The 21,357-nt window shown below is 30.6% G+C and carries 21 protein-coding genes; 2 read left to right on the top strand and 19 right to left on the bottom strand.

Annotated elements, in window-relative coordinates:
- Positions 1–6: 6 nt before the first annotated feature.
- The 9 genes from glmS to nadD all read right to left on the bottom strand — a co-directional run bounded on the left by glmS (position 7) and on the right by nadD (position 9,349).
- A complete protein-coding gene (glmS, locus tag KJ971_00240) occupies positions 7–1,806 on the bottom strand; it encodes a glutamine--fructose-6-phosphate transaminase (isomerizing) (GenBank protein ID MBU1144271.1) in 1,800 nt (599 codons plus the stop codon).
- A 177-nt stretch (positions 1,807–1,983) separates the two neighbouring features.
- On the bottom strand, positions 1,984–2,718 hold the full coding sequence (locus KJ971_00235) for a hypothetical protein (protein ID MBU1144270.1): 735 nt from the start codon (positions 2,716–2,718) through the stop codon (positions 1,984–1,986).
- Complete coding sequence (locus tag KJ971_00230) at positions 2,702–3,331, bottom strand: ABC transporter ATP-binding protein (protein ID MBU1144269.1); 630 nt, start codon at positions 3,329–3,331, stop codon at positions 2,702–2,704. Before KJ971_00230 ends, KJ971_00235 begins: the two co-directional genes overlap by 17 nt.
- Positions 3,300–4,241, bottom strand: a complete 942-nt coding sequence (locus KJ971_00225; GenBank protein ID MBU1144268.1) for a hypothetical protein — start codon at positions 4,239–4,241, stop codon at positions 3,300–3,302. Before KJ971_00225 ends, KJ971_00230 begins: the two co-directional genes overlap by 32 nt.
- Positions 4,242–4,874 (bottom strand): hypothetical protein, encoded by a 633-nt coding sequence (locus tag KJ971_00220; GenBank protein MBU1144267.1) that lies wholly within the window; start codon positions 4,872–4,874, stop codon positions 4,242–4,244.
- Positions 4,875–4,935: 61 nt separating this feature from the next.
- The gene (locus tag KJ971_00215) at positions 4,936–5,748 is read right to left on the bottom strand and encodes a patatin-like phospholipase family protein (GenBank protein MBU1144266.1); all 813 of its coding nucleotides are present in this window, start codon (positions 5,746–5,748) and stop codon (positions 4,936–4,938) included.
- Positions 5,749–5,765: 17 nt separating this feature from the next.
- Positions 5,766–6,899: a tRNA 2-thiouridine(34) synthase MnmA gene (mnmA, locus tag KJ971_00210; GenBank protein ID MBU1144265.1), complete on the bottom strand. Its 1,134-nt coding sequence runs from the start codon at positions 6,897–6,899 to the stop codon at positions 5,766–5,768.
- Between the two features lie 8 nt (positions 6,900–6,907).
- A complete protein-coding gene (locus KJ971_00205; protein ID MBU1144264.1) occupies positions 6,908–8,764 on the bottom strand; it encodes an NAD(+) synthase in 1,857 nt (618 codons plus the stop codon).
- A gap of 3 nt (positions 8,765–8,767) precedes the next feature.
- Positions 8,768–9,349, bottom strand: a complete 582-nt coding sequence (gene nadD, locus KJ971_00200) for a nicotinate (nicotinamide) nucleotide adenylyltransferase (GenBank protein MBU1144263.1) — start codon at positions 9,347–9,349, stop codon at positions 8,768–8,770.
- Positions 9,350–9,465: 116 nt separating this feature from the next.
- On the opposite strand from nadD, the gene KJ971_00195 reads away from it, so the two are divergent.
- Entirely contained in the window at positions 9,466–10,491 is a 1,026-nt protein-coding gene (locus KJ971_00195) for a M42 family metallopeptidase (protein MBU1144262.1), read from the top strand.
- Positions 10,492–10,569: 78 nt separating this feature from the next.
- Positions 10,570–10,866: a hypothetical protein gene (locus tag KJ971_00190; protein ID MBU1144261.1), complete on the top strand. Its 297-nt coding sequence runs from the start codon at positions 10,570–10,572 to the stop codon at positions 10,864–10,866.
- Between the two features lie 60 nt (positions 10,867–10,926).
- On the opposite strand, the gene KJ971_00185 is transcribed toward KJ971_00190, so the two are convergent.
- The 10 genes from KJ971_00185 to KJ971_00140 all read right to left on the bottom strand — a co-directional run bounded on the left by KJ971_00185 (position 10,927) and on the right by KJ971_00140 (position 21,355).
- Positions 10,927–11,649, bottom strand: a complete 723-nt coding sequence (locus tag KJ971_00185; protein MBU1144260.1) for an amino acid ABC transporter ATP-binding protein — start codon at positions 11,647–11,649, stop codon at positions 10,927–10,929.
- 18 nt (positions 11,650–11,667) lie between these two features.
- Complete coding sequence (locus KJ971_00180; GenBank protein ID MBU1144259.1) at positions 11,668–12,882, bottom strand: amino acid ABC transporter permease; 1,215 nt, start codon at positions 12,880–12,882, stop codon at positions 11,668–11,670.
- Between the two features lie 60 nt (positions 12,883–12,942).
- Positions 12,943–13,800 (bottom strand): transporter substrate-binding domain-containing protein, encoded by an 858-nt coding sequence (locus KJ971_00175; GenBank protein ID MBU1144258.1) that lies wholly within the window; start codon positions 13,798–13,800, stop codon positions 12,943–12,945.
- A gap of 369 nt (positions 13,801–14,169) precedes the next feature.
- A complete protein-coding gene (locus tag KJ971_00170; GenBank protein ID MBU1144257.1) occupies positions 14,170–15,630 on the bottom strand; it encodes a CotH kinase family protein in 1,461 nt (486 codons plus the stop codon).
- 12 nt (positions 15,631–15,642) lie between these two features.
- Positions 15,643–17,142 carry a CotH kinase family protein gene (locus KJ971_00165; GenBank protein MBU1144256.1) on the bottom strand — a complete coding sequence of 500 codons (1,500 nt, stop codon included), beginning with the start codon at positions 17,140–17,142 and terminating at the stop codon, positions 15,643–15,645.
- A 4-nt stretch (positions 17,143–17,146) separates the two neighbouring features.
- The gene (locus tag KJ971_00160) at positions 17,147–18,019 is read right to left on the bottom strand and encodes an RluA family pseudouridine synthase (GenBank protein ID MBU1144255.1); all 873 of its coding nucleotides are present in this window, start codon (positions 18,017–18,019) and stop codon (positions 17,147–17,149) included.
- An 82-nt stretch (positions 18,020–18,101) separates the two neighbouring features.
- Positions 18,102–19,214, bottom strand: coding sequence for an aminopeptidase (locus tag KJ971_00155; protein ID MBU1144254.1), 1,113 nt, complete (start codon positions 19,212–19,214; stop codon positions 18,102–18,104).
- Between the two features lie 2 nt (positions 19,215–19,216).
- On the bottom strand, positions 19,217–19,747 hold the full coding sequence (locus KJ971_00150; protein ID MBU1144253.1) for a DUF402 domain-containing protein: 531 nt from the start codon (positions 19,745–19,747) through the stop codon (positions 19,217–19,219).
- A 169-nt stretch (positions 19,748–19,916) separates the two neighbouring features.
- Complete coding sequence (locus tag KJ971_00145; GenBank protein MBU1144252.1) at positions 19,917–20,432, bottom strand: tRNA (cytidine(34)-2'-O)-methyltransferase; 516 nt, start codon at positions 20,430–20,432, stop codon at positions 19,917–19,919.
- Complete coding sequence (locus KJ971_00140) at positions 20,429–21,355, bottom strand: deoxyribonuclease IV (protein ID MBU1144251.1); 927 nt, start codon at positions 21,353–21,355, stop codon at positions 20,429–20,431. Before KJ971_00140 ends, KJ971_00145 begins: the two co-directional genes overlap by 4 nt.
- Between the last annotated feature and the right edge of the window lie 2 nt (positions 21,356–21,357).

Raw genomic sequence — 21,357 nt, 5'->3', positions numbered from 1 at the left:
AACTCCTTATTCTACGGTTACTGATTTTGCAAGATTTCTTGGTTTATCAATATCTTTGTTTAAATCTAGTGCAGTATAATAAGCAATCAGTTGAGTTGGAATGACTGTAAGTAAAGGTGAGAACACTTCATATACGTCCATTAAAATAATTTCATCTGTCGGATCGCTTACTTTATTTAATGAAATGACTAATACATTAGCCCCTCTTGAGGTAACTTCTCTTATATTCGATCTTGTGTTATTCTTGATTGCACTTTGAGAAATAATTGCTATAACAGGAATTCCTTCTTCAATTAAAGCGATAGTACCGTGTTTTAATTCTCCAGCCGCAAATCCCTCTGTTTGAATATATGAAATTTCTTTTAGTTTTAAAGCAGCTTCAAGACAAGTATAGTAATCAATTCCTCGTCCAATATAAAAACAATTACGTTTTGTAATATTCTCTTTGATTAAACTGTGAATGTATTCTCGCTTATCAATAATAGCGTCCATTGCAACAGCTACTTTTGATAATTCTGTTTTTAAATCAAACGTCTTTTTTTCAGAAAGAACATAAGAAATAATTGCAAGTAGTGTAACTTGACCAACATAAGCCTTTGTAGAAGCAACTGCTATTTCAGGACCTGCAAATATTTCTAAGAAATGAGTGGCTTCTCTTGCAAGGGTAGATGTAGCAACGTTTGTTATTGTGATAGATGGGTAACCCATCTTTTTAATATTAAGAAGACATGCTCTTAAATCCGCTGTCTCACCAGATTGAGAAATCAGCACGAAAAGAGGATCCTCTACTAAAAGAGGAATATTATAAGCAAATTCACTAGCAATAAATACTTCTGTAGGAATAAATGCTAGATTCTCAAAATAATATTTCCCGATAAAACCTGCATGCATACTAGTTCCTGCAGCTATAATATAGATTCTTTTAGCTCTTTTAAACAAAGAAACAATTTCTTTATCAAGAGAAAAATCATCTTCAACCATATATTTTGACATGATTTTACGAACAACAGAGGGCTGTTCACAAATCTCTTTTAACATATAGTGTGAGTACCCTTGTTTTCCAATTTCCTCTAATACAATATCCATTTTAGTTAAATGAACTTCAACTGGTTTGCCAATGATATCAAACATTTCAAAATGAAATTCGTTGTTTTCTCTTTTCACCACAGTAAATGTTTTGTCTTCAATTGGAAAATAAAAATCGGAGTGACCAACAAGCGCCATAACGTCGCTTGCAAGCGTTATTCCGTCTTCTGCAGTTCCAATTAGAAGAGGGCTTTTGTTTTTAGCTGCATACATTACATTTGGGAAAGAAGTGTCGATAATTAAAAGAGCATAAGATCCTTCAATCAAAGATAATGTTTTTCGAATCGATTCTTCAACCGATAACTCGATGGAAAAATGTTCAATTAAATTTGCAACTACTTCTGTGTCCGTTTCGCTAATGAATTTAATTTCTGGTAAAAATTTAGCCGTCAATTCTTTATAATTCTCAATCACACCATTGTGAACGATAGAAAAACGGTTTGAAAGAGAAAAATGAGGATGAGAATTGGTTTGATTTGGTTTGCCATGAGTCGCCCATCTAGTATGGCCTATCGCCAAATTGTTATTTGCAGAATAATCATAATCAGAAATTAAATGATTAACTCTACCTTTATCTTTATAAAAAACGAATTGATTTGCTTCGTTATCAAAAAAACAAATTCCACAGGAATCATATCCACGATATTCTAATTTTTCTAAACCAGACAATATAACATCTGAGGCTTTATGAACTCCTAAATACCCAACAATTCCACACATATTGTCCTCCATAACTTAACCCATTAAAATTTTATATATATAGATTATATCACTCTTGCCTAGTTCTTTCAAATAGTATTTCTTTTTAAATGAATGAAGACGACAATTAATACACAATATAACAAAAAAAGAAAAATTAAATTAAATTTAATCTTTCTGATTTTTTATTTGTGATAATTAATTGATATCTTTGGATAAATACAAAGCAAATTCAAACACAATGAAGATACATAAAACGATAATATAGTAAAGCATTGAATGCGCTAAATTATATTGATTATTGATATAACTAATATGAGGAAAAACAATCTGAAAAGTTGAAAACAATTTTTGAGTTTGAAGAGAATCAAAACTAGAAATGGCTTCAATTAACCAAAAAAGAAGAATCGGGATAATCCCTGTAAATATATGATGAATTAAGTACATTAAATAGACTTGTAGCAAACCAAATAGGCTAGCTTGAATAAATACCATCCAAAAAAGAGAAAAAATTTGATTCCAATCCATAAAAAAGGGTGTTAGTACTTCTCCAATGATTAAAAACAGAAAAAATTGATTTAAAATAAAGATAAAATTTATAATCATTAAAGCGATTTGTTTGCTAACAACATAATTAAGTTTAGCTTTTTTGGAATCAACAATATAAAATGCAAAACGATTTGTTTGCTGTGAAAAAGCATTCAAATGCAAGAAAACACTAAATAAAATTGAAATAAGAGTTATGATTAAAATTGACTCCTGATAGTAATTTAAGGCGTATTCTGTTCTACTTGCATCTAAAACAGTGTAACCCATTTCGAAATTGCTATTATACAGTAAAACGATAAAAACAATTAAAGAAAAAAAGAGAATTAGAAATAAAGAAATTCGATTAATCAAATAATATAAATGCAATTTAATTAATGAATTCATCCTTTAGACACCCATTTTCTATATGATAAATTCTTTTTTTTCTCACTTTAAATTTCTCTGGTTGATGCGTCGAAATAATGATTAAAGAATCTTTGCATCTTTCTTTAATCATAGAAAGAATTTTTTCTTGAGAAACTAAATCAAGAGAGACTAAAGGTTCATCTAGCAAAATAATTCTTGGTTGATGAATGAACGCTTGCATCAAATTAACTTTTTGCTTCATTCCATTTGATAATTTTCCGATTAAACGGGATTCCTCTTGCAAAAGATCGAAGATTAACAAATACTTCTTCATTGTTTCTTTTAAATAGACAATTTCAAGATTTTTTACCCTACCAATGCTAACTAAAAAATCTTGAATGGTCATAAAGGAAGGCATCACATACTCTTCGGGTGCGTATCCGATTTTGTAAGTATTTTTTTTAATGATTCCATCATATTTTATTAAACCCATTATACACTTAAGCAAAGTGGATTTACCGCTACCGTTAGGACCAACAAGCAAATTTAAATATCCCGCTTCAAAGGTTGTTGAGATATTTGAAATTCCTAATTTATTAAAATATTTTTTACTTACATTTTCAATAATGATATTCAATTCTTTTGATATCACTAGGCGAAACCTCCGAAAATGAATTTTTATGATAAAACAGAAAATCATCCATGACATAGACATACTCATTTCCTAAATACATGTATGTAATAATTAAAGGAAATCTAGATATGTGCAAAAGCGTAGATTTGTATAACAATGGAATAAATATTAACTTAGAAGAATTTAAAACGATAGAAGACGATTGACTTATAAATTCTTCTGTAATATTTGAATAATCACTTAAAAGTATAATTTCATCTATCTTAGAAAAAGCATCAATTGTCTGATCTAAAAAGACAATATGCTCTAAATCCAAATGAATTGATATTACATTGCATTCTATTTTCTTGATTTCAATAATTCCAGGTGAGATTGCTTCCAAATTTAGGACGATTCCCATCAGATATTCTACTTGTTCTATCTCATTAAATACTCCATATAATCTTTGAATATCTAAATGCATGAAATTCGATACCTCATCAAACAATAAATTGACGTTTCCTATTTCCAAAGTGACAAGGACATCATTGGAATAATAGATATTTAGAGAAGCATTTTCGAACTCAAAAGATGCGTTTTCTGAATACAACTGTTCAAAGGATAGATTAAATTGATAAGTAGTATAATTTTTGTTTTCATAAGTAACGATTTCATTTGTGTCGACGATTGAAAACAATTTTACCGTTATCAATTCAAATTCATCCACGAGTTCACAATTTTCAACATTTTGAATATCTGTAAAAAAACTATTTGTTTGATCGAAATAAATGAAAACATCAAACAATTCTTCCTGACTTGTAATGACTCTAGAATGTTGTTCTTTTAGTGAAAGAATTGATACAGAAGTGGCTTCTTGTTTATGAGTAATAAATAGTGTGACAGAAAAAAGGATATAACTAATTAGAAGTAAAAAAACAACTTTTTTCATTTATATTTTTTCTTTTACAATTTCATAGTATTCTGTTGTAATGGTAAAAGTTTCCCAGCCTCCTTTTTTTGTTTGAATCCAAAAGAAATAATATTTTCCAACGCCATTATTTACTTCTCCTTTTCCTCTTGTAATAATGGAAACGTATGTTCCCGGATCCACAATGATTTTAAACTCATAATTTTCAGAAGTCGTAGATGTTTTGGAGTAAGAAATAGAAGCTTTTATGTCTGCATCAAGAGATCCTTTGAATTTTTTGATATCACCTTTTATACTAATATCCATCGATCCTGACACACTAATTTGGTACTTCGTTTCTTCTTTTGAAGTTAACGTAATATCATGTTTAATGGTGCTATATCCGTTGTTATATATTTTTAATTTTGTTTCTGAAACGAATTCAACTTTTTCATTCAAATTTACTACTTCAATCTTCCAACCCATAAATTTTTTCTTTGTGATTTCTTTTAAATAATTGGTGTATTCTTTCTCACTGAATTCTTTTAAAAGAGTAGCAGTATCTTCTTCAAAGATAATCTCTTGATAACTTAAATATTCTTCTGCTTTCACAATAAAGATCATTTGTGAAAGCAACATAGTAAAACAAATCCCTAATAAAATTATTTTTTTCATAAAAAAACCTCCTTTGCTTTCGTAAACATATTACGACAAAGGAGGTTATATTCTTTATAAATTACAAATTGAAAGGATTTTTTTCAAAATAAGCCAATGTATCTTGATACCCAGAGTTAAAAGTGATTTCTGATTGTAGGGGATCAAAGTTTAAAATTCCACCTAAGCCCTTACCATGTTTGATTTCGATAAAATGAATTCCAGGATATTTAGACTTATCGAGAAAATAAATGCGATTTAAATGAATAATGATTACCGTATCACAGTCTGAATCAATTAAAGGTCTAACGGGAACGTTGTCATAAAGTCCCCCATCAAAATATTGTTTTTCTCCAACTTTTAATGGAGGAAAGATAATGGGTATCGAACAAGAAGCTAATATTTGTTTAATGATGTTTTTTTCAGATTGCTCATGCAAAGGACTATATATCACATGAGTGTCTTTCTTGATGTAATGACTATAAGACGATTTCAACAAACCAAAGATTCCTTCATTAACTTGTCCACCCTCAGATAATGTCACAAAAACAGATTGTTTTTTAAGTTTTTTTAAATCTAGATTTTGTTTTAATAATTCTTCTAATGGTTTAATCTCATAAGCTCCTTTTGCTGCAAATTCCAAACGTTCTTTCACAAGTCTTTTAAAGAGATTTTGTGTAGATTTTAATTGATCAGGAGAAACGCTTAACCATAAATTCTTTACTTCACTTGGAGTTTTGGTAGAAAGTAAAGAACAATTTACTGCACCAATGCTTGTTCCTGAAAACACAGATACTTTAGATAAGATGCCTAATTCTTCGAGTGCTTTCGCAGCACCTACTTGATAGGCTCCTCTTGAGCCGCCTCCAGTTAAACAAAGTCCAATTTTATTCATAGAGAAATCTCCTTATCTTAATAATTTCTTGGCAAGTCTTGCATAAATACTTTTTGTATGGTTCCACCACCAAGACAAATCTCTTTATCATAAAAAACCGCTGCTTGACCAGGAGTAACAGCTCGTACTAAGTCAGGGTATGATACTTTAATTGTTGTGGAATCGATAAATAAAATACGAACAGGTGTATCTTGTTGACGATATCTAAATTTAGCACTACATTCAAATTGATGAGGCATTTTCTTTTTTGAAAACCAATTGACATCTTCTACAATACAACTATCCGAATATAACATAGGATGATTGAGGCCTTGACCCACGTATAATTCGTTTTTTTCAAGATCTTTTCCAATTACAAACCAAGGATTATTTTCATATTTTTGATTTCCACCGATTCTTAATCCTTTTCTTTGGCCAATGGTATAATACATTAATCCATCATGATTTCCAAGAATCGTACCATCATCGGCTATAATTTTACCAGGTTTAGCAGGTAAATAATTACTTAAGAATAAAGAAAAATTTCTTTCTCCAATAAAACAAATTCCAGTAGAGTCCTTTTTTTTCGCTGTAACCAAATGATGTTTTAATGCAATCTCACGAACTTCTTTTTTTAACATATGGCCAATGGGAAACAATGTTTTTGCAATTTGTGATTGATTTAATTGACAAAGGAAATACGTTTGGTCCTTATTGTCATCTACCCCTCTTAGAAGCAACGTCTCACCGTTTTCTTCTCTTGTTCTAGCATAATGACCCATTGCTATGAAATCGGCTCCTAAGTCATTTGCCACATCAAGAAAGGCTTTAAATTTAATGTATTTATTGCATAAAATATCTGGATTTGGGGTTCTCCCTCTTTTATACTCATCTAAAAAATAAGTAAAAACATTATCCCAATATTCTTTGATAAAGTCATGGCGATGCAAAGGAATATTTAATTTTTCTGCTACAGCTACTGCATCTAAATAATCTTCTTCTTGAGGACAGATGTTTTGATTAATATCTGGATTTCCAAGAAGGTCTTGATTCATTGCCGAATCCCAATTTCGCATAAAAAGAGCTTCAACTTCATAGCCTTGTTCTTTTAAAAGTAAAGCGGCAACGCTTGAATCCACGCCACCACTAAGTCCAATAATTACTTTTGGCATATAATCACCTATCTTTTTACATCTGAAGGTAAACGATAATCACTCCGAGGAGAAAGAGCATAATCGAGAACTTTGGGGGAATCTGGGCTTGCTTGTCGTTTAAATTGTTGTGAATAGAAACGTTGAAAGAAATGAGTCGTGTAGTTTAAAGATGAAGTATCATCTAATTGGAAAACGATTTTTAATAAGAATTGAATTCTGGCTTCATCGTCACCACAAATTAAAAATCGATACAAAATAAAATCATTAATTTCATATTTGCCAATTAAAGACTCTGTTGTTTGATTTGTCTTTAATTCGGGAGTAATCGGTGTGTCTAAAATATCATATAAACAATCTTTTATGCTAGAATCAAAAACTCTATCGGCATAACTTTTTATCATAAAGCGGACCAAAGTTTTAGGAATTCCACCATTTACATTGTACATGCTCATTTGATCGCCATTGTATGTAGACCAACCCAATGCAATTTCAGATAAATCTCCAGTACCTAAAACAATTCCTTGATATTTATTTGCAAGATTCATTAGAACCATTGTTCTAGCTCTTGCTTGTGTATTCTCATAGGTCACGTCTTCAGTGACACCATCGTGATCGATTAAATTTAAATGATCTAACACATGATTTTTCAAATCGATTTCTAAAGCCGTAACACCAAGAAGTTTCATTAATTTATTGGCGTTTTTATTGGTGCGATCACTTGTAGCTAAAGCGGGCATTGTAACAGCTATAACACCTTTTAAATCTAAATGCAGTGCATCAAAAACACGGCATGCAATTAAAAGAGCTAAAGAAGAATCTAGCCCTCCCGAGACACCAATGATAATATGACTTAATTGTAAATGTTTCATTCTTTTTGCTAATCCATATTCTTGAATAGAAGAAATTTTATTAAAATCATTGATGAGATTCGTTTTTGGCACAAAAGGTAAAGGATTAAGAGGTTGACTAAATTGATACGATTTTGATTCTATTAAAGTAAAAGGCACATTTTGATAAACATATCGATACTTTAAAATTGAATCTCTAAAAGAAGAATTGTTTCTTCTATCGTATCCAAGACGTAGTAAATCAAGATCTGCGTAAACCATTTCTGTTTCTAAAGAGAAACGCTCTGTCTCAACCACTAAATTACCATTACAAGCGACAATGTTATGTCCTGAAAATACTGTTTCACTTGAAGATTCAGAAGCTCCTGCAGAGCAATAAACGTAAATACCACAGTTTTTACGAGAATGTTCTAAAACAGCATTTTTCCGAATTTGGTCTTTTCCAAGTGTTTCATTTGAAGCACTAATATTGATAATTACATTTGCTCCATTAACACTTAGTAAATTCCCAGGAGTAATGGTTGCCCACATATCTTCACAAATTTCAATGCCAAAATGAATATCTTCAAACGAAAATATTAAATTTCCAAAAGGAATTACTTGATTTAAAATGGTTACTTTCTTAATATGTTCTACTACATCAAAACCGGTTTTAAACCATCTTTTTTCATAATATTCTTTTGTGTTAGGAAGATAAAATTTAGGAACCATTCCCAAGATTTTTTTACCTTGAAAAACAAGAGCGACGTTTAGAACCATTTCTTCAACGATAAAAGGCATTCCACATACAACGATTCCTTCAAATGGATTATGTTCAATTAGGTAAGATAATGCTGATAAAACGTCATCAAAAAGAGCTTTTTGAAAAAATAGGTCATTGCAAGTGTAAGCACTAATTCCAAGTTCGGGAAATACGGCAATGGCGCTTTGATTTTTCTCTAAAGCTTTTACCATTTCTATCACATTAAAAAGCGGGTTTCCAACCTCTAATTGTGGAGATATCAAACTAATTTTAACGAATCCGTTTTTAATCATAATTTAGCCTCTATAAAGTCCTTGGATTTGGATGTATTGATAAATTTCTTTTGTAACAATTTTTTGGTCAAATGTTTCACGAAAAGCAGTCGATGAGATATCCAAATTAAAGTCCGGTAATAGGACAAATCTCGAAGAATATTCTTTTAAAAACAAATCATTTTGAATATAATTTTTCATATCGGTAAGGCTTCGATTAATCACAATAAATTTAAAATCCGTTAATAAAGCTTTTGCATTAATCCATTTATGGATTTTAATTAAGTTATCGGCACCAATGATAAAACTTAATTCTTGATTAGGGTACTTTTCTTGTATGCGAAGTAAACTTTGATACGTTCCTATATAATCCGAATCGTCAAATTCAAGCGTTGAAATAGATGAATTTGGCAAATCTTTTATTAATAAATTTAACATTTGTAATCGATGGAAGTTACTAGCAAGAGAGCGTTTCGTATACAAACTACTAACTGGTAAAAAAACGAATTCTGTAAATGGAATAAATTTTAGGACATGGTAGTATATTTCTTTATGAGCAATCGTAGGAGGGTTGAATGCACCACCAAAAATTACAATCACTTTCATCACTCCTTTTTCTGTTATCTATTCTATCTATATTTTACCATAGAAATAGGTTAAATAAAAGCAAATATCAATTTTATCATTTCTAAAGATATGGTATAATATTTTAGGGTGATAAAATGAAAGAAACAATAAATTATATCTTAAATTTTGCAAAAGAAATTCTTGAAATACCTTCTCCTAGTGGATACTGTCAAACAGTTATCTCTCGAATTGAACAAGAAGCTATCACATTAGGATTTTATATCGAAAAATCTAAAAAAGGAAATGCCATCATTACGATTCCTGGTAAAACAAATTATATGCTTGGACTTTCGGGACACGTTGATACGCTAGGAGCCATGGTCAAGAGTATTACAAGTGATGGAAATCTTAAATTCACAACCATTGGTGGACCAATTTGGCCGACTTTAGATGGAGAGTACTGCACAGTTCACACAAGAGATCATTTAGAATACACAGGAACATTCTTGTCGACTTCTCCTTCTGTTCACGTTTACAAAGATGCTTCATCAAAAGATAGAACTCCTGAAACAATGATTGTACGAATTGACGAAGTTGTTCATACGAAAGAAGATGTATTAAAACTTGGAATTCAAGCAGGAGATTATATCTTTTTTGATCCAAAAACAACCATTACGGATTCTGGTTTTATAAAAAGTCGATTTTTAGATGATAAAATGAGTGTTGCTATTTTATTTGGATTGCTTAAATATATTAAGAGCAATCATCTCAAGCTCAACCCTACCATTAAAATTATCATTTCTACTTATGAAGAAGTCGGACATGGTGCATCGAATCTTCCCTTACTAGATGAACTTATCGCTGTTGATATGGGGTGCATTGGAGATGACCTTTCTTGTACAGAAGAAATGGTTTCGATTTGTTGTAAAGATTCTTCTGGTCCTTATGATTATCAAATCACATCAGATCTTGTATCCCTTGCAAAAAAAGGAAACCTTCAATATGCTACGGATATCTATCCGTTTTACGGAAGTGATGTATCCGCAGCACTAAGAGGCGGTCAAGACATAAAGGGCGGTTTAATTGGACCTGGAGTGCATGCATCTCATGGTATGGAAAGAACACACCAATCTGCAGTTGAAAACACCCTTAAACTACTACTTGCGTACATTCAAAAATAAAATAATCGTTTTTCCTCTTGTCAAAATAAAAATCTTCTTTTATAATGAATATAGTTTAAAATTTAACAGGAGGGTACAATGAAAAAAGTTTATAATGTTTTAGGTCAATTATTTGGGTTCTTAACGATTGCACTTTATGCATTCTTATTTGCGAACACTATTTTTAATTTCAATGTCGATGGATCAATTTTAGGAATTCTTGAAACAGTGAAAACATACGCAATATTTGTTGTTTGTGGATTAGCTGGACTTGAATTTGTAACAGGTAAAAAATTGCTTGCTTTAATCTATTTTATTTTATTAGCTTTCGTAGTAATCTTTAGCTTCTTCCCTGAAGTAAGAGATCAAATCGTTAATATCGTAACTACAATCTAAAAAAAATGCAAGCTTTCGAGCTTGCTTTTTTTTTGGAAGGATACCTTTAATTTAAAAAAATTAAAGGACTCTTTTTAAAAATTCTTTGGTTCTATCTTCTTTCGGATTTGAAAAGATAATATCTGGTGTATTTTCTTCTAAAACAATCCCTTGATCCATGAAGATTACTTGACTTGCGACATCTTTTGCAAATCCCATTTCATGTGTAACAACAATCATTGTCATTCCTTTTATAGCTAAGTCTTTCATAACCTCTAATACTTCTCCTACCATTTCAGGATCTAAAGCAGATGTTGGCTCATCAAAAAGCATAATTTTCGGATTCATCGCTAATGCTCTTGCAATGGCTACTCTTTGTTTTTGTCCTCCTGAAAGAGATTTTGGATTTTGATAGGCAAAATCTTTCATACCGACTTGTTCTAAATAGATCATTGCTTTATCGAACGCTTGAATTTTATTTTTTTTCATTACTTTTATTAAAGAAATCATTACATTTTCTATCACATTAAGATTTTGAAATAAATTAAACGATTGAAAAACCATTCCTATTTTTGTTCTTAACAGATTGATATCTACAGAATTCTCAAGTAAATTTGTGTTTTCAAACCAAATTTCACCTAGATTTGGTTCTTCAAGTAAATTAATGCATCTTAACAATGTCGATTTTCCAGAACCACTTGATCCAATAATACAAACAACTTCGCCTTCATTAATGGTTAGGTTAATTCCTTTTAAAACATTATTGGTTCCAAAGGATTTTTCTAAGTTTTTTATCTCTATAATTTTATTCATATTCACCTCTTAATTGGAACTTGTCAATTCTTTGATTGGCATATCCAATTTTTTTTCTATGGTTTGCAGTATTTTTGTAACAAAGTAAGTTAGAAATAAATAGATTAATGCCACAACAAAATAGGCCTCTAGCTGTCGGTAATGCATTCCTGCAATTCGCCTCGTTTGATTAAACAACTCAAAAATACCAATAACGGATAAAACGGATGTATCTTTAATATTAATTACGAATTCATTTCCAATTGCTGGCATGGAATTTTTAATTGCTTGTGGAAATACAATATACCGCATGGTTTGTATGTTTGTAAAGCCTAAACTTCTAGCCGCTTCAATTTGGCCCAAATCGACGGAAGTAATTCCACCTCTTAAAATTTCTGCAATGTAAGCTGCTGTGTTAATGGATACCACGAATAATCCGCAAACCATTGCGTTTCCAAACAAACCTAATCCATACCAAAAAAAGGATGCTTGAACAATCATAGGTGTTCCTCTGAAAATTGTAATGTATATCTTACTAAATCTATTAACTACTTTTTTACCAACTATTGTCATTTTTGAGTCCCTAGAATGAGGCGTTTGAGTTCGCATAAATACTAAAAACAATGCAAAAACAAAGCCAATAATCGTTCCAATTAAAGATAACCCAAGCGTTGTGAGGACACCTTCTAAAAACAAGGATAGATACCTAACAAATGTAAAGACTACTCCTCCCCAAAAATCATCGGGAATAACAGGAGAGATTCCTCCAATATAAGTTTTTGTAATTTCTAAACCATCGTAAGATAAAATGGCTTGAAGTTCAAACGTTTCATTTCCTTGAAAAACAGTAGGAAATGAAACGATAGAGGCATAATAAACATCGATTTCTGTAGGACCTGTAATGGTTTGAATTATAATCGAAGATGTTTCGTCACAAATGAGAATTCTACTGGTATTTATTTGCCACTCAATTAAAACATCTCCATATTTTGAAGGAAGTAAAAAGTCAGTAGATATTTGAGATAATTTTGCAGAAGTAACATTCTGATAATAAAAAGAGCTATATATCACAAGATTTTCGCTTGCATCATCTAAAACATCCGATGAATTACCTATCAATTGAAAAGAAGACAGTGTTTCCTCTTTTGCAAAAAGCGAAAAACTGTCAGGTAGCACTAAATTCAGCATTGTAAACACTGTTATAAATACAAGTAATTTTTTAAATAATGGTACATATTTTTTCACAAATATCTTCTCCTTGAAGAACAAAAGAGAGATAGTTCTCTCTTTTGAATTTTACATGATTTAAGGTTGTCTATCAATAGCTGCTATCATCCAAACTTCTCTCTGTTCTATAGAAATCGACGCGAGAATTTCATTAATTCGTTCTAAAAGAAGTACATCACCTTGTCTTAATGCAATGGCAACTGCACTATCTTCATAACTAACATCAAATCCATTATCTGATGTAAATTCAATATACATCAGATCAGAATTCGCCTCACAAACAGCGATAGCTACAGGTAACTCTAGAATCGTTGCATCAATGGTTCCTGTTTTGATTGCGGTAATGATGGTTGGAACATCGGTTAATGGATTCTCATGAACTGCATTTGTCATTTGATCAATTAAACTATCATAGATTGTTGATAATTGACCAACAATCGTTGCGTCTTCAAAATCGTCTATTGATGTAGCAGTGTTATAGATGGAATCACTTCTTAAAACAACCACATGAGTAGAATGGTAATATTCATTGGTAAAACTTACTGTTTGAGCTCTATCGGAAGTTGGACTCATACCAGCTATAATTAGATCGATTTGACCAGAATCGGCAAGAGATGCAATTAATCCATCCCATTCGATGGCTTTTAATACTAAATTTACATTTAATTCACTTGCAATTGCTAATGCAACTTGCACATCATAACCATCACAATAATTTTGTGATCCATCGATTTGAACAGCAATCACAGACGCGTTGCTCTCTTCTACAGTCCAATTAAACGGGGCATATTGACATTCTAAACCAACAACAATTTCTTGTTGATCAAGAATGTAGTTGTAGTTATCTTGATCCACTTGAATACCACTTGCATTTTGACATCCTACCAATACTGTAAAACTTAAAATAATTAATAAAATCATCATTGCTCTTTTCATTCTAATTTCTCCTCTATCTGATTTTTTAACAAAAAAAAGAAGCGTCATATCAGACGCTTCAAATCAAATAATTAGAAACTATTTGTTTGGTTATAGCGCCTCTATCTTTCTAAATGAAGATAGGAGTGTTATAGGTGTTTCCTATAACCCCATGAAAAAATATGTCTACTTTTTCATTCGGCGTTGATTACCTTTCAATTGCTTCATCACCTACCGGCACCACAACTTACTCATTTACAACGCTACCTCTAAACTAATATGAAGTTTTTTTGCTTGTCCCCAATTATAAAGGATTAAATCGATTTGTCAATACAATAAGTTTGTTTTTTTTCAATCATGGTAATGAAAACGTTTTAGTAAAGGAATACTCTATGAACTGTGGTAATTCTCGATTAAATTTAAAGAGTATTCTGCTTTTGTCGTAAAGTACCATGATGCATTTCGTTCATGAAACACTTGGTTTCCAAGATGATTTTCTGAAACTAAAATGGATTCGTATAATTCTTTTGCATCAAGAAATTCAAGGTAAAAGATATCATAACGAAACACATCTTGAATAAACTCTTCTAAATATTGAAGATAAAGTTGATTATAAACAGGGATAGCTAACAAATTATTAATTAGAATTGCGGTTTCATCTGTTGCGGAATATAAGTCGTAATAAACTCCATAATTTCCAGATAAATCTTGATGTTTTCCAAACCCAAGTGAACTATCAAGATCAAAAGGGATAAAAGATACTTGATTGGTATACACATCAAAATATAGATAAAAATTATTATAGTTATATCTGTAATCATCAGTATTTCCAATTAAAAATCCCATAGCTAGTGTTCTGATAAACATATCAACGTCAAGTAAAGAAGTAAAATGATTTTCATAATAAGAAAAATTGTTGATTCCTTCAATAAAATTTGTAAGGTCGTTAAAGATTTTTCTTGTTCCATCTAAAGAATTGTTTTTTAAAGAGTAAGTAAAACGAACATTGTCTTCGTTTTCATCGATTCCAATTAATCCATCAAAATTTAAATCTAAAGTAGCAGGTTCCATTACATCAGTTGCTTTATATAAATCGCCATATTCACCTATTAAATTCCCATCAAAATTCTTTTTTATAAATTCTTGATCTATGGGTTCAATAATGGTATAAAAACCAAAAGGAATTAATTCTTCTCCTATTTGAAAATAAACAAGTCCATAACTGGCGTTCGAAACCGTTACTCCTGCCTGTTCATATAAATAATAGGCAAAAGCTTCCGAAATCATTGCTTCATCGTATTGACTATCAAAAGATTTGCAATATTCAAAATTTAATTGGTCAACATTAAAAACTTCTCTTGAGTTTAAAACAGCGTATTCATTTGAATGATTGTCATAGTCAAATGTTGCATCAAATTGAAGTTGAAAGGATGTTTGATGATAATTTTTTCTTTCCATCCAATCATAAGTTAAAGGTAAATTTCTAGAAGTATTACTTTTGGTTCTAAATCCAACCTCGTTTACAGTAAAGGAATTGCCTAAACCATCGGAATATTTCATGGTTATTTTATGCATTGAATTATCTTGATAAGTTCCATATTGATCAAAGTAATCTTGCATAGAGGATAATAATTCTTGAAAAATAATTTCTGAAAATTCAATTGTAATGGATTTAAAGTTTCCATTATCAAATAGATTTTTATAGTCCGTTTTTTGTTTTCGATTCACTGTTAAATCGGATATTGAAGTAATATCTTGATTTGCATGAATCAGTTGGTAATATGTTATACCAAAAATGGAAGTTATAAGTAAAAACATTAAAAGTATTCTTTTAAGGGTTAGAAAACTCATACGTTATCACTCCTAAGGATTTAAATAAAAGTTTGCTCTTTCAATGGCATAACTACTTTTTTGTTGATAATAGTCGCTGACAGACATCCATCTTTCTGTAGTAGAAAAGTAAGAAACTCCTAAATGATTTTGATTTAATAATTCAACTTCATAAAGACTTTTCGCCATTAAAAATTCCGCTTCATAAAACGAAGACTGAAAGATTCCAGTTTCTTGGTTGGCATATTCTAGTAAATAGTTTAAGTATTGATTTCGATATGTTTCAAAACTTAAAATATTGGTAGAAAGTGGTAAATCATTGATATCTCCTAAGTAACTTTGTGCATAAGGATAATTCAAAACATCTAAATCAAGTCCGTGATTACCGTATGGATCCCAGCCATAACCTAAAGATTGGTCCATGTCAAACGGAATATATACAGCTTTTCCCTCATAAAAATACAAATAATAATTATTGGCATCACTTCTATAGTCATCGGGACTTCCAATTAAAAATCCAATTGCAAAGGCTTTTAATAAAGAATCAATATCTAAACTAGATTCTAAGATGTTTTGATAATTCTCTGCAGATGTATCATTTAGTTTAGTTACAAATGTTGTAAAAGAGCTAAAATTAGAGGTTTCCTTATTTGTCTTTAATTGATAACTTTTTCGGTATCCATCATTATAATCTGAAACTCCCAAACTGTCTTGTAAATAGTTTGTTTTCAAAGTAGCAGGTTGAGCACCTTGCCAAACGCATTTATATAAATCACCAATGGTTCCATCTTGATTTGTATCAAAAGTACGTTTAATTAATTCAGAATCAATTGGTTCTTGAATTAAATAAAGGCCATATGCAATTAATTCATCTTCAATTTGAAAATATACGACTCCAAGTGAAGTGTTAGAAGTAATAATTCCTGCACTTTTATATAAGTCATAAGCTACAAGTTCGGTTACAACACCAGAATCTTGTGGATTAATTCGTTTAAAATTTAATTGTTCTAAATCAAAAACTTCCCGGTCTTGTAATGCTTTCCACTCAGTAGAATTTTCAAGATAATCAAACGTTGCATCAAATTCCAATTGAAAGGATACTTGTTGGTAGCCAATAATCTCACCAAATTCATCTTTTATAACTGGTAAAACACGAGAAAAAATATTTCCTTTGGTTCGAAAACCAACTTCATAATACGTTTCTTGATTTCCATATCCATCTTCATAGTAAAGATCAACTTCTTGAATAGTATTGTCTCTATAACTACCATATAGATCGTTATAATTTTCCATATCATCGATTAATTTAAGAAAGTTATCACGTGAAAATGTGATAACAAATTTTTTATAGATTGTATTGTCAAATAATTGACTGTAGGCTAAAGCATCGGCGGTTTCAGTTGTAATAGTGCTTGAGGTGGTAGATGTAGTTGAATCACCTGTAATTTTCGTATCTGAAATAGTATTAAAATTACATCCTACTAGCAATAAAAACAGTATCAACGTAAAGAACACAAATGTTTTTTTAATCATTGAATTATGCTCCGTTTTTTTTCATGAAATGGGTAAAACTTTCAGGTAAATCAAGTTCTACTTCAACTAATTGATCTTTGATAGGATGATGGAAAGATATTTTATAACTAAATAAAAGCATTTGTTCTACTTGATAACGTTTTTGATTGTACAAATCATCTCCAACGATTGGATAACTAAAATGAGAAAAATGAACTCGGATTTGATGAGTTTTTCCTGTTTCAATTAAAACTTTTACGAGCGAATACCCTTTAAATTCTTTAATAACTTGGTAATTTGTTACACAATCTTCACCGTTTAAAACTACTTCTCTTTTTATTGAGCCATCAACCCGATTTATAGGTAAATCGATACAATTTTTCTTTGCATCTAAGATGCCATCTAAAATAGCATAATATTCACGGTTAATAGTCGAATCTGTTTTTTCACTAAATAAAAATTTAATAAATCGATTTTTAGCTATCATAACCAGTCCAGATGTTTCTTTGTCTAAACGATTTACTAGATATATTTTGCTATTAATTTTATTCTTTTCATAATAGTAATTGATTCCATTTGCTAAAGTTCCTTCAGGATGTGCTTTTGAAACCATAATTTGCATATCTGCTGGTTTATTTACAATCAAAACATATTCATCTTCATATAAAATATTCAAAGGAATGTTTTGTTTTACAATGGTTTTGTCAATTTGTTCATCCAAAATCATAATCCGTAAAGTATCGCCTTTTTTAATTGTATCATTTTTAGTTTTTAAATCATGATTAATCATGATTTGAGAAATTCCATTTTCTATTTGAACTAACTTTAAAGGAATATTATTTTCATGCATAAATCTAGTAATTGTTTCCGGTTTTTTAATTTTGTAAATGAGTTCCATTTGCACCACTTCCTTGTTGATAATTATAACATAAAAAGAGATTAATCGCAAAACTAATCTCTCTTCTTTGTAAAAACAATTCTTATATTAAATTTTCAGGATTTAACCCTTGAAGTTCCGAAATAACAAATCTTCCATTTTTGCGAATTAATCGATCATCAAAATAGATTTCACCACCGCCATACTCTTCAGTTTGAAGCATGACTAAATCCCAATGAATTGCAGAATCATTTCCATTTGGGGCTTCTTCATAGCATCTTCCAGGAGTAAAGTGAATGGATCCTGCAATCTTCTCATCAAACAATATATCTCCCATCGGTTTTGTTACCAAAGGATTAACGCCAATTGCAAATTCTCCTACATATCTTGCGCCTTCATCAGTATTAAAAATAGATTCCAATAATTCTAGTTCTTGATCTGCAGTTGCGTGGATAATTTTTCCGTTTTCAAAGGTTAATTTTACGTTTGTAAATACAGAACCTCTTTGAGGAGAGGGAGCATTATATGCTATGGTTCCATTCACAGAATTTTTAACTGGAGCAGTAAAAATCTCTCCGTCAGGAATGTTATAGTTTCCTGCACAAGGAATAGCTGTCATTCCTTTTATTGAAAAAGATAAATCAGTATTTTTTCCAACAATTCTTACTTTATCCGTTTTCTCCATCAATTCTTTTAATGGAATAAAGGCTTCATTCATTTTCGAATAATCGACACTTGAAACATCGATGATAAAATCAAAATATTTTTCAAAACTCATTTTTGCTTTATGGCTTGCGCCTTCAGTTGGATAATTTAGTAAAACCCATTTTTTTCCTAAACGTTTTGGAGTCAAAGGATTCATTTTTTTTGAATAATTTAATTTAATTTCCATAGGTACATCTTGTGATGTATAATCAGATTCTGTTGCGATGATATGGATAATACAATCGATATCATCTAATTTATGATCCAACCATCTGTAACTTCTATCAAAAGATTTTTCAGTGCTTGAAAATAATAGTTCTCTTGAAATTTCATCATCTGAAAGTTCGACAATTGGATTTCCTTTTTTGGATCTAATTTCTTTCAATAAAGCCAGAATTAAAGGTTTTGCTTTAATAGAAGAATAAATCATAACGGTTTCGTTTTCTTGCATTTGAACGGAATAGTTTACTAAAGTACTTGCGAGTTTTTCTAAGCGTGGATCTTTTAACATGTTTATTGCTCCTTCATCTCTAAAAAATTTTTATACCACTGTGAAATGTATTCAGGTAAAAACGGTTCTTTGTGTGTGTGAATTCGATTTTTTAAATCATCTAGTTCTGCTTCTAAAATTTCACATATCGTTTTAGGGTATTGCATCAAACATTGATGTTTCTTGTACTCGTTTCGGTCAAGGACAGTTAAAGAACCATCAGCTAAAACTCGAACATCAAGATCATAATCAATATATTTTAAAGCTTCTTCATCATACAAAATTGGAGAACTTAAATTACAATAATACGATATCCCTGTAGGCTTAATAATTCCAATGACGTTGTACCAATGATCTTTAAAAAAATACGAAACGGAAGGTTCTTTGGTATACCAAAACCTTCCGTTTGATTCAATTACTTTTGTTCTTTTATTTGCGACAACGATAAATTCATCATTTTCAGTTAATATAGTTGCTTTTTCCCAAATTCGATGGAGAGAATGATCGTGTTTGTAACTTTGAAGCATGACTTTGCTACCGACTGATAATTTCATAAATATCATTCCTTTATGAATAACTTACTTATTATTATAACAGATTTTTTTCTGAAACAAGCAAAATATTAAGTCTTATTCTTATTTAACAAAAACGAATGGTTTGTTTTGCAAACAAACCATTCGTTAATATATAAAATATATTTATAAGACATTTGTTTTGTCTTTATTATTTTTCCAACCAATCTGGGCCTTTTAAAGAAATTGGTTCTTCTTGAAACAAATTATCATATTTTCTTTGACGTAACGCTTCATACAAAATTGTACACACAACATTTGATAGATTTAAACTGCGAATCTTGTCGTTCATTGGTAGTCGAAGGCAATTTTCTAAATTAGATCGTAATATTTCTTTTGGAATTCCTGTCGATTCTCTTCCGAAAATCAAATAATAATCTTCGTCTTCTTTGGAAAAATCAAATTGATCAGGCGATTTTTTCCCATATCTTGTAGAAAAAACATAGATTCCTTGGTTTTGAGTTTTAAAATCGTTCCAATCTTTATAAACAAGATAGGTGACATTATCTAAATAGTTTACACCACTTCGTTTTAAATATTTAGGATCTAATTTAAATCCAATTGGTTCAATAATATGAAGGCGAGTATTGGTTCCTGCGCACGTACGCATGATATTACCCGTATTTTGTGGGATTTCAGGGGAATATAGCACAATATTTAAACTCATTTGTTTACCTCATATTCATATTCTTTTATTACATCAGATATAAGTGAGTCATTGAATGTTTGAGTTTTAAGCATCATAATTTCATGCTTATAAGGAGGATATGATTTGTTATCTAACAGAAATGACCGAACATAAGGTGTTTCTAATATTTTAATAATATGTTCTAGTGATGGATGATTTACAATGTAATTTAAAGCATCAAATCCAATGGTTCCAAAACCAATATTTTCATGTCGATCTTTATGAGTATCTCTTTCATTTTTACTATCATTTATATGAAAGACTTTTAAATAGCTTTTTCCTACAATTTGGTCAAATTCCATCATCACTTCATCAAAATGATGTAAGATATCATATCCTGCATCATTTAAATGGCATGTATCAAGGCAAATTCCAACACGATTTTTAGAATGTATTGTTTGAATCAAAGAAGCTAATTCCCAAAAATTTCTTCCGATTTCAGTACCTTTACCAGCCATTCCTTCTAGTGCAATCACTACATTTAAATCAAAAGTGTTTTCAATGATTTGATTAATGCCTTCACTGATAAGCTTAATTCCTATTTCAACACCTTGGTTTAAGTGTGCACCTGGATGTAAAACGATAATCTTCGAACCCATCGCTGCAGTTCTTTTGACTTCTTCTGTCAAAAAATCGATAGAAAATTGTCTTTTTTCCTTTGATGGATTAGCTAAGTTCACAATATAAGGGGCATGTATAATTACATGATTAGGATCTATTAAATGTTCTTTCATCAATGTTTTAGCTTCAGTTATTTTCATTTTGCTTAATGAATTTCGTATTGTATTTTGTGGTGGGCCCGTATAAACCATAAGGGCATTTGCATCATAAGAAATAGCCTCTTCAACGCTTCCTAGAAATTGTTTCAAGCCACCCAAGGATACGTGAGAACCAATTAACAGCA

Source organism: Bacillota bacterium (assembly GCA_018818595.1).
Classification (GTDB): domain Bacteria; phylum Bacillota_I; class Bacilli_A; order Izemoplasmatales; family Hujiaoplasmataceae; genus JAHIRM01.
This window is presented reverse-complemented; position numbering and strand designations above follow the sequence as displayed.